Source organism: Caulobacter sp., from assembly GCF_017744445.1.
Classification (GTDB): domain Bacteria; phylum Pseudomonadota; class Alphaproteobacteria; order Caulobacterales; family Caulobacteraceae; genus Caulobacter.
Genome location: NZ_JAGIBH010000030.1, coordinates 1 through 10,127, shown reverse-complemented (window position 1 = coordinate 10,127; position 10,127 = coordinate 1). Strand labels below are relative to the sequence as shown.

The window sequence follows — 10,127 nt, the reverse complement described above, 5'->3', positions numbered from 1 at the left end:
CAGATAACGCTCACGCCGGCCATCCTCACGGCAGAGAACAGCCTGGCGGAGCGGTCGTCCGAGCCGAAACACAAACAAACCTTACGGTCTCCGGGTTCGCCCGGCCGCTCCGTCACCTCCCCACCCACCTTCAGCGGCTGGCCGCGTGAAGCGGCGGAGCTGTGAGCGTCAATCCGCGAAGTAAGCCACGTGGACGTGCATGTGACCGATGTCCTTGCCCTGGAAGACCAGGCCGTTGGGGCCGATGTGGATGTGCTTGTCCAGGTCGTCGCGGTGCAGCTCGACCGTGTCGCCGTGACAGGTGTCGGTCAGGCGGATGGTCTCGGGCACTTCGGTGGCGGTCGGGTCCAGGGCGGTGAAGCCGTTGGTGGTCAGGATGCCGAACTGGCGCCACTTTTTCGGCTTGGCTTCCTTGCCGTTCCAGTTCTCGCCCAGCCGGGCGCTGGCGATGTGCTTGACCGGGATGTCGCTGATGCCGAACAGCTTTTCGCGCTTCCATTGCTGGTAGAACCAGCTGTCGACGCTGCCGGCCGAGCAGAAATTTTCGCTGACGACGTTGGGCCAGTTGTCGCGGATCGCCTGGGCGCGAGCGTTGAACAGCTGGAAATAGCCGTTCGGCTCGAAATTGGTCTGCTCGCCCTTGCCCTCGACCTTCTGGCTGTCGACGCGGCTGGTGAAGTACAGGCAGCCCGGGTTCCAGGAGTGCGACATGAAGAGCTCATAGAAGCCCTCATGCATGATGATGTCGGCGTCGGTGAAGACGATCCAGTCGGCGTCCTTCAGGCCCTTGAGGCCATCGTTCAGCATCTTGCCCTTGTTGAAGGCGTGGTCGTCCTCGAAGCAGCGGTCCGAGATCACCAGGGTCGCGCCGTTCTCCTTGACGACCTCCTGAGTGCGCAGGTCGTCGCTGGAGGTGACGACGATGATCTCGTCGAACTCGCGCATGTTCTGGGGCAGGGTCTGGGCCAGGTCGTCGCCATAGCCGACCGAGGTCAGGACGCAGGCCAGCTTGCGCGGCTTGGTCGAGTTGTGGCCGATGCCGACGCGGCGGCCCGAGCTGGCGTCGCCGACATAGTTGTCGCGCGTCTCGACCTGGCGCTTCTGCATGTGCAGTTCGGGGTCGAACATCTCGTAGGCGCGCTTGCGGATCGCCGGGCTGCCCAGCTTCTTCAGGATCGCCTTGTGCTCGGCCGAGATGATGTCGCGGTCCAGGAGGTCCAGCTGCGACGGACCCGGCTGAGCCAGGCCGCAATAGTTGCAGAGATCCAGCTGATCCTTGAAGTCGTCGGGCGTGCGCTGCCACCAGCCTTGCTCGACCGGCCAGGCGCGCGCGCCGTCGAAATACAGGCGGTCGATGGCGCCGGCCACTTCGCAGAAATAGGCGCCCTTATCGTTGATCGTCGCCGACCACAGCTTCTGCACCCAGCAATTGTCGCGGTTGTACTCCCACTCGGCGTCCGACATGCCGGTCGCCTGGGTGTAGTCCTTGCGGCTGATCAGCAGCGCCTGGTGCTGGCCCGCGGTCTCGTGGGTGTTGGTGTTGAAGTGGCTGTAGACCTCCATGATGGTCTCGTAGTTCTTGTAGAACCCGTTCCCGAGGCTGGTCCAAAGCCCGCGGCCGTTCGAGCGGTCGAACAGGCGCTGGGTGGCGAAGTCGTTGAAGTCCTTGATGGGCGCGCGGCCGTTCGAGGTGTTCTCGCCGCCCCACAGCTCGGCGAAGCGGCGCGAGATCTGCTCGAAATTGCCGTGCAGGGTCGGTTCGCCGGCGATGACGCCGATCACCTTGTTGGGGGCGTTCCAGCCCTCCATGCTTTTGACGGAGCGCTCGAAGGTCTCCAGCTCCATGTCGCGGCGCTGGGTCTGGTGCGGGATCAGCCGCGTACAGTTCGAGCAGGCCAAGTGGCACTTGGTGCTGATGTCGATCTGGACGATGTCCATGTCGGCGGGCGAGCGCATCGGGATCTCCGTTCCGGGCGCACCCGATTCGGGGTGCGGCGGTTAACACGGAACATGCATCCGTTAACTATCCGGGTCGATAATACGGATCGCCGCACCCGGAGTTACCCACGCTTTTTACAGCTCAAGGGCGTAAAGTCGACGATCCCGGCGCTCGCCGTCCCGGTGCACGGCGCCTTTCAGATAGCCCTCGGCCTTGAAACCCAGCTTCTGCAGCAGGTGCTCGGCGCGGTTGTCGCCGACGTGGGTGCTGGCCACCAGGCTCTTCAGGCCGCTGCTGGCGCCGTAAGCGAGGAGGGCGCTGACCGCCTCGGCGCCGAAGCCCTGGCCCCAGCCCTTGCGATCGACCACGAAGCGGATCTCGGCCCGATCGTGGCGCTTGTCGATGTCGATGAACTCGCAATAGCCCAGGAACGCGCCGCTCATCGTGTGACGGATACACCAATAGGCGGCGTCGCCGGCGCCCATCTGGTCGACCTGGGCGGCGACGCGGCCGGCCACCTCGTCGGGATCCTCGATCGGCTCCTGATCCAGATTCGACATCACCTCCGCGTCACTGAGGAACGGATAGATCAGGGGCGCGTCGTCGACCGTCAGGGGGGCGAGGGTCAGGCGTTCGGTCTCGAGGATCATGCGGTCCGGAGATTCAGCTTTGGGACTTGCGTGGGGGAGCACGCTTCCCAGCTATGGCGCGTAGCCGCCTCTAGTGGTAGAGGGGCCGCTTCGTTTTTCGCGCGGCATTTCGCCCGCGCCCGGATCGAGAACAACTTCGTCATGCTCATCGGCGTCCTGCTGGCCATCAATATCGTCGTCTGCCTCGGTCTGATCGGGGTCGTCCTGCTGCAACGCTCGGAAGGCGGCGCGCTGGGCATGGGCGGCGGCAACACCGGCTTCATGACCGCTCGCGGCGCCGGCGACCTGCTGACCCGCACCACCTGGATCCTGTTCTCCATCTTCCTCGTCATCAGCCTGACGCTGACGATCCTGACCGGTCGCTCGAACACCGGCGGCTCGGTCACCGACCGCCTGAACATCAAGAGCCTGGACGCTAAGACCCTGAACGCGGCGCCGCTGCCTCAGGCTCCCGCGATCGATCCGTCGGCCGCCCAGCCGGGCGCCATCCAGGCTCCGACCCCGCAGATCAACGCGCCGGCCCCGACCGCGCCGCAGCCCTCGCTGCTGGCGCCGGCCGAACCGGCCAAGAAGCCGGCCGCCAAGGCCGCTGCCAAACCGGCGGAAGCGGCTCCGGCCGCCGCGGCGACCCCGACGGTCGCGGCTCCGCCGGCCGAACAGCCCAAGCCATAACCGTCGCAGGACGGATCTGAACCGACCCCCGAGGGCAACCTCGGGGGTTTAATCTTGTTGATGAACGCAGGTCTTTTCACCGGCGTCGTCGAATCACGGGTAATCTGATCGCCCATGACGCGGTACATTTTCATCACCGGCGGCGTGGTTTCCTCGCTTGGCAAGGGTTTGGCCTCGGCGGCGCTTGGCGCGCTGCTGCAAGCGCGTGGCTACACGGTTCGCCTTCGTAAGCTCGACCCCTATCTCAACGTCGATCCGGGCACGATGAGCCCGTATCAGCACGGCGAGGTCTTCGTGACCGACGACGGGGCGGAAACCGACCTCGACCTGGGCCACTACGAGCGCTTCACCGGCGTGTCGGCCAAGAAGGCCGACAACATCACGACGGGCCAGATCTACAAGACGATCATCGAGAAGGAACGCCGCGGCGACTATCTGGGCGCGACCGTCCAGGTGATCCCGCACGTCACCAACGAGATCAAGGACTTCGTCCTGTCTCCGGCCATGGACGAGACGGGCAAGAAGCCGGTCGACTTCGTGCTGGTCGAGATCGGCGGCACCGTCGGCGACATCGAGGGCCTGCCGTTCTTCGAAGCCATCCGCCAGCTGCGCCAGGACCTGCCGCGCGGCCAGAGCTGCTACGTGCACCTGACCTTGCTGCCGTTCATCAAGACGGCCGGCGAGATGAAGACCAAACCGACCCAGCACTCGGTCAAGGAGCTGCGCTCGATTGGCATCCAGCCCGACATCCTGCTGTGCCGCTGCGAGCAGGAGATCCCGGCCGAGGAAAAGCGCAAGATCGCGCAGTTCTGCAACGTGCGGCCCAGCGCCGTCATCCAGGCTATGGACAGCTCCTCGATCTACGCCGTGCCGATCGACTACCACCAGGAAGGCCTGGACGCCGAGGTGCTGGACGTCTTCGGCATGCACGACGCGCCAGCGCCGGATCTGTCGCGCTGGAAGACCATCGACGACACCGTCCAGCATCCGGATGGCGAGGTCACCATCGCCGTCGTCGGCAAATATACCGTCCTGAAGGACGCCTATAAGTCGCTGATCGAAGCCCTGCACCACGGCGGCCTGGCCAACAAGGTCAAGGTCAACCTGGACTGGGTCGAGAGCGAGACCTTCGAGGGCGACGAGGGCGCGGCCGCGGCCCGCCTGGAGAACGCCCACGCCATCATGGTGCCCGGCGGCTTCGGCGAGCGCGGCGCGGAAGGCAAGATCCGCGCGGCCCAGTTCGCCCGCGAGCGCAAGGTGCCGTACTTCGGCATCTGCTTCGGCATGCAGATGGCCGTCATCGAGACCCTGCGGAACGTCGCCGGCATCGCCGACGCCACTTCCAGCGAGTTCGGCCCCACCGAGCGTCCGGTGGTCGGCATCATGACCGAGTGGATCAAGGGCAACGAGACCGTCCAGCGCCGCGCCAATGACGACCTGGGCGGCACCATGCGCCTGGGGGCCTATGACGCCGTCCTGACGGCCGGTTCGAAGGTCGCCGAGATCTATGGCGGCACCGAGATCAGCGAGCGCCACCGCCACCGCTACGAGGTCAATATCGGCTATGTCCACCTGATGGAGGACGCGGGCCTGAAACTGACCGGCCGTTCGCCCAACGGCGTGCTGCCCGAGATCGTCGAGCGGGACGACCATCCGTGGTTCATCGGCGTCCAGTACCACCCGGAACTGAAGAGCCGTCCGTTCGCGCCGCACCCGCTTTTCGCCAGCTTCATCGCTGCCGCGAAGGAGCACGGACGGCTTGTGTGACGCTTTTTCCCCAGGTGCTTGCACTTGGGGAGAGATTCGGGCATAAGCCCCCGCTCACGCGGCGGCCTGGGTCGAACCCAAGTCGCCGCTCCTAATTTTCACGCTCAGCGAGCAGAGTCACTTCGATGGCCGTTCCCAAAAGAAAAACTTCGCCTTCTCGCCGGAACATGCGCCGGTCGCACCACGCCCTGGGCGCCAACTCGTTCATCGAGGACAAGGACACCGGTGAGCTGCGCCGTCCGCACCATGTCGATCTGAAGACCGGCATGTACAACGGCAAGCAGATCCTGACGCCGAAGGAAGACTAAGGTCTCCTTCCGTCACTGACGGCTTTGAAGACGCCGCTCGGGTCGCCCGGGCGGCGTTTTTCGTCGTATTTCCGTCACGAAATAAAAGAACGGTGTTACGCTTCCGGTAAGGGAGGTACGCCCATGCTCACACGCCGCGACATAGCGGCGGGACTGGGTCTTTCGCTAGCCGCGCCACCAGCGCTGGCTGGCGCGATCACGCCGGTTTCGCTGTCTCAGACACCGCCCGCGCCGGTCCCGCCCACGGAGCAGCCTTTGCTGGTCCTGGACGCCTCGCTGGACCAGGACGCCCGCCTGACCGTGCCGGTCATGATCAACGGGCAGGGGCCTTTCCAATTCGTCGTCGACACCGGTGCTGACCGCAGCGTCCTGACGCCCAGCGTGGCGGAGCGCCTGGCCTTGCCGCGCGGACCGGACGTGATGGTGCACGGGGTCTCTGGTTCGGTTCTCAGCCAGACCGCGCTCGTGACCCTGCTGCGCAGCGGGGATTCGCGCCTGACCGACGCGACCCTGCCGGTCCTGCCGTTCGAGCGCATCGGCGCCGACGGCCTGCTGGGCGTCGACATCCTCGAAGACCGCAACATCGTCATCGACTTCCGCAAGAAGCAGCTGGAGATCCGCCGCAGTTCGCCGGTCAACGGTTCGTTCCGCCTGCCGCGCGAGGTCTCGGTCATGGCCGACGAGAAGTTCGGGCGGCTGACCCTGGCCGACTCGCGGATCGCCGGGGCGCGGTCGCTGGCTTTCATCGATTCCGGGGGCGGGGTCAGCATCGGTAACATGGCCCTGGCCCGCGCCATCGCCGCCCGCCGACGCCGTTCGCCCGACCACTTCCAGCCGGCCCGGCTGCTGACCGCCGGCGGCGAGATGCTGCTGGGTGAGTTCCGCGTCGTGCCCTCCATCACCATGGGCGAACTGCGGATCACCAACATTCCGATGGCTTTCGCCGACCTGCACATTTTCGACGTCTGGGGGCTGAACGACCGCCCGGCGGCGCTGCTGGGCGTCGATGTGCTGCGCCTGTTCGCCCGGGTCGAGCTGGACTTCGGGATCGGGCGGGTGCTGTTTCGGCTGGGGCAGGGCGGTCTGATCGCCCCGACGCTCAGCGCCTAGGCTACCGTGCCAAATCTACTGGGAACGGCCGCGCGCCATCACCTGGCGGCGGCGCTCCTCGACCTTTTCCGGCGTGACTTCGCGATTGTGACCGGTAGAGCGGGCGTTCTCGGTTTCGAGGCCGTCGCCGAACGTCTGGGCGTAGCCCTCGTCGATCAGCGCCTTGTAGAACGACAGCGTCTCGACCGGGATCGAGGCCATGTCCTGCGCCAGCTTCAGGGCAGTCGGCAACAGGTCGCCGGCCGGTACGACGCGATTGACCAAGCCCCAGTCGGCGGCGGTGCGGGCGTCTAGGAAGTTGCCGGTCAAGGACAACTCCTTGGCGCGATAGATCCCGATCAGCCGCGACAGCTTCTGCGACAGGCCCCAGCCCGGCATGATGCCGACGCGGGCATGGGTGTCGGCGAAGCGAGCGTTCTCCGAAGCGACCAGCACGTCGCAGGCCAGGGCCAGCTCGAAGCCGCCGGTGATGGCCACGCCGTTGATCGCGCCGATCACCGGCTTGCGGCAGGTCTCGACCGCGCGGACGGGGTTTGAGCGCGCATCCTGATCATTCGCGGCGCCCAGGCCGTCAGCGCCCAGTTCCTTGAGGTCCAGGCCGGCGGTGAAGGCCTTCTCGCCCGCGCCGGTCAGGATCACCACGCTGACCTTGGGATCGGCGTCCAGCGCGACCATGGCGTCGTACAGAGCCTGTCGCAGTCCTTTGGAAAGGGCGTTCATGGCCTCAGGTCGATTGAGGGTGACGATGGCTGTCGGGCCGCGCCGTTCGACGTCCAGCATGGGATCCTCCCGTTCCTGACTGACGATCAGTGAGCCTCCCTCGGGGAAGTCAAGTTGCGCACGGCTCGCATGGCGGCTAAAGGCTGCCGCGCCTTTTGGCCTTGAGGAGCAGTCCATGACCGAGATCGTCGACATCATCGCCCGCGAAATTCTCGACAGCCGGGGTAACCCGACCGTCGAAGTCGACGTCATCCTGGAAGACGGCGCGTTCGGTCGCGCCGCGGTGCCGTCGGGCGCCTCGACCGGCGCTCACGAAGCCAACGAAAAGCGTGACGGCGACAAGGCCCGCTATCTGGGCAAGGGCGTCCAGCAGGCCGTCGACGCCGTCAACGGCGAGATCTTCGACGCCCTGTCGGGCGTGGACGCTGAAGACCAGCGCCGCCTGGACAACCTGCTGATCGAGCTGGACGGCACGCCGAACAAGGCCCGCCTGGGCGCCAACGCCATCCTGGGCGTCTCGCTGGCCGCCGCCAAGGCCGCCGCCGAGTCAGCCGGCCTGCCGCTCTACAAGTACGTCGGCGGCGTGAACGCCCGCGTGCTGCCGACTCCGATGATGAACATCATCAACGGCGGCGCCCACGCCGACAATCCGATCGACATCCAGGAATTCATGATCCTGCCGACCGGCGCCAAGGAGTTCCGCGAAGGCCTGCGCATGGGCGTCGAGATCTTCCACGCCCTGAAGGGCGCCCTGAAGGACGCCGGCCACAACACCAACGTCGGCGACGAGGGCGGCTTCGCCCCAAACCTGGCGTCGGCCGAAGCCGCGCTGGACTTCATCGTCAAGGCTGGCGAGAAGGCCGGCTACAAGGCCGGTGAGGACTTCGTCCTGGGCCTGGACGTCGCCTCGACCGAGTTCTTCAAGAACGGCAAGTACGAGCTGGAAGGCGAGGGCAAGTCGCTCGACCCGGCCCAGATGGTCGACTATCTGGCGGGCCTGGCCTCGAAGTTCCCGATCCTGTCGATCGAGGACGGCATGGCCGAGGACGACTTCGAAGGCTGGAAGCTGCTGACCGACACCCTGGGCAAGAAGGTCCAGCTGGTCGGCGACGATCTGTTCGTCACCAACCCCAAGCGCCTGCAGATGGGCCTGGACAAGGGCCTGGCCAACTCGATCCTGGTGAAGGTCAACCAGATCGGCACGCTGTCGGAAACCATCGACGCCGTCGAACTGGCCCACCGCCACGGCTACACCAGCGTCATGAGCCACCGCTCGGGTGAAACCGAGGACTCCACGATCGCCGACCTGGCCGTCGCCCTGAACTGCGGTCAGATTAAGACCGGCTCGCTGGCCCGCTCGGACCGTACGGCCAAGTACAACCAGCTGCTGCGCATCGAAGAGATGCTGGACGATCAAGGCGTCTACGCCGCTCGCGCGGCGTTGAAGGGCCGCTAAGAGCCCTTCCAGACCGTTGGAAATGACGAGGGCGCGGCTTCCGAAAGGGGCCGCGCCTTTTGTTTTGCGCGGGTTTTAGGTCGCGATTCTGACGCTCGCCGCGCCATTTCCTCGTCAGCCGAAATGGTTGCTGGCGCGGTTAACCCACAAATTTTCTAAAAGCTGAGCAGTCGTTTCAAACGAGACCATTTCCGTGCCGTTCGCGGTCGCGAAATGGCTTCGGCGATGCGGCATCTAGATGCTGGTGAAACCATCTCATCTGAAAGCATCGTTCGCCTAATTCGCGAACCGGTGATAACCCTTCTCAATGCCTGGATTTAGAAGGCGTTAAGCACGGTCTGCGACTCTGCGAGTCCCTCTCTGGGACGCTGAAATGTTCGCCCGACTGCAACCCTTCCTGCCGACCGCGGCGATCTTTTTCCTGATTTTCTACTTCGCCTTTCACGCTCTGACGGGTGATCGAGGCCTGCTGTCGATCTCGCAACGCAATGCGGACCTCGCAGCAAAAACAAAGGAACTCAGGAAGATACGCGCGGAGAGGATGGACCTGGAGGCGCGTGCTCGTCTATTACGCAGCGGCAGTCTGTCGGCTGATCTCTTGGAGGAGCGTGCGCGTTCCCTCCTAGGATATGCCGACCCAAGGGACTATGTGATCCGGGTCAAGCGTCCTAGCTGACCGATCCCGTATTCTCTCGGAATCGATTGCGGATCGGCCTGAGGATCGCCAGATCCCGGGTTGGTCCAAGAGTGCACCAGGGTATTTCCTTCGCGGAACCGACGATTTTTCGGCGGGAAACATCCTCAGGACGAAGGCCGCGATGAAGATTGGCCAGGGAGATTTGAATGGCGCGTACGCGCAAGGCTGAGGCCTCTGAGGGGAAGGCGCCGGAAACCGGTGTCAACGCCTTCGTCGGCAAGGACGAACTCCTGAAATTCTATCAGGACATGCTGCTGATCCGCCGCTTCGAGGAGCGCGCCGGCCAGCTGTACGGCATGGGCCTGATCGGCGGCTTCTGCCACCTGTACATCGGTCAGGAAGCCATCGCGGTCGGCATGCAGTCGATCTCGCAGAAGGGCGACCAGATCATCACGGGCTATCGTGACCACGGCCACATGCTGGCCGCCGGCATGGATCCCCGCGAGGTCATGGCCGAACTGACCGGCCGCGCCGGTGGTTCGTCCAAGGGCAAGGGCGGGTCGATGCACATGTTCGACATCGCCACCGGCTTCTACGGCGGTCACGGCATCGTCGGCGCCCAGGTGGCGCTCGGCACCGGCCTGGCGCTGGCCAACAGCTACAAGGGCAATGGCAACGTCTCGTACGCCTATATGGGCGACGGCGCGGCCAACCAGGGCCAGGTCTACGAGAGCTTCAACATGGCCCAGCTGTGGAAGCTGCCGGTCGTGTACGTGATCGAGAACAACCAGTACGCCATGGGCACCAGCGTCGAGCGCGCCGCCTCGGAAACCGCGTTCCACAAGCGTGGCGCCTCGTTCCGCATCCC

10 protein-coding genes are annotated in these 10,127 nt (G+C 65.1%); 7 read left to right on the top strand and 3 right to left on the bottom strand.

Features of this window, described 5'->3' with window-relative positions; all coding sequences use genetic code 11:
• Nucleotides 1-168 precede the first annotated feature (168 nt).
• The gene (locus J7528_RS23180; protein WP_291879566.1) at nt 169-1,956 is read right to left on the bottom strand and encodes a glycosyltransferase family A protein; all 1,788 of its coding nucleotides are present in this window, start codon (nt 1,954-1,956) and stop codon (nt 169-171) included.
• Between the two features lie 117 nt (nt 1,957-2,073).
• Nucleotides 2,074-2,589: a GNAT family protein gene (locus J7528_RS23175; protein ID WP_291879563.1), complete on the bottom strand. Its 516-nt coding sequence runs from the start codon at nt 2,587-2,589 to the stop codon at nt 2,074-2,076.
• 141 nt (nt 2,590-2,730) lie between these two features.
• Here J7528_RS23175 and secG point away from each other — a divergent pair, with 141 nt between their 5' ends.
• From secG to J7528_RS23155, 4 genes are all read left to right on the top strand, one after another.
• Complete coding sequence (gene secG, locus J7528_RS23170) at nt 2,731-3,261, top strand: preprotein translocase subunit SecG (protein WP_291879560.1); 531 nt, start codon at nt 2,731-2,733, stop codon at nt 3,259-3,261.
• Between the two features lie 114 nt (nt 3,262-3,375).
• A complete protein-coding gene (locus tag J7528_RS23165) occupies nt 3,376-5,028 on the top strand; it encodes a CTP synthase (protein ID WP_291879557.1) in 1,653 nt (550 codons plus the stop codon).
• A 125-nt stretch (nt 5,029-5,153) separates the two neighbouring features.
• On the top strand, nt 5,154-5,336 hold the full coding sequence (rpmF, locus tag J7528_RS23160) for a 50S ribosomal protein L32 (protein ID WP_010919589.1): 183 nt from the start codon (nt 5,154-5,156) through the stop codon (nt 5,334-5,336).
• A gap of 123 nt (nt 5,337-5,459) precedes the next feature.
• The gene (locus tag J7528_RS23155; protein ID WP_291879555.1) at nt 5,460-6,446 is read left to right on the top strand and encodes a retropepsin-like aspartic protease; all 987 of its coding nucleotides are present in this window, start codon (nt 5,460-5,462) and stop codon (nt 6,444-6,446) included.
• 15 nt (nt 6,447-6,461) lie between these two features.
• Here the strand turns inward: J7528_RS23155 and J7528_RS23150 are convergent, their stop codons facing one another.
• Nucleotides 6,462-7,226: an enoyl-CoA hydratase gene (locus J7528_RS23150; RefSeq protein ID WP_291879553.1), complete on the bottom strand. Its 765-nt coding sequence runs from the start codon at nt 7,224-7,226 to the stop codon at nt 6,462-6,464.
• Nucleotides 7,227-7,341: 115 nt separating this feature from the next.
• On the opposite strand from J7528_RS23150, the gene eno reads away from it, so the two are divergent.
• From eno to J7528_RS23135, 3 genes are all read left to right on the top strand, one after another.
• Nucleotides 7,342-8,622, top strand: coding sequence for a phosphopyruvate hydratase (gene eno, locus J7528_RS23145; protein ID WP_291879551.1), 1,281 nt, complete (start codon nt 7,342-7,344; stop codon nt 8,620-8,622).
• A 373-nt stretch (nt 8,623-8,995) separates the two neighbouring features.
• The gene (locus J7528_RS23140; RefSeq protein WP_047405705.1) at nt 8,996-9,298 is read left to right on the top strand and encodes a septum formation initiator family protein; all 303 of its coding nucleotides are present in this window, start codon (nt 8,996-8,998) and stop codon (nt 9,296-9,298) included.
• A gap of 167 nt (nt 9,299-9,465) precedes the next feature.
• A partial coding sequence (locus tag J7528_RS23135; protein ID WP_291879550.1) for a thiamine pyrophosphate-dependent enzyme occupies nt 9,466-10,127 on the top strand: 662 nt, incomplete at its 3' end.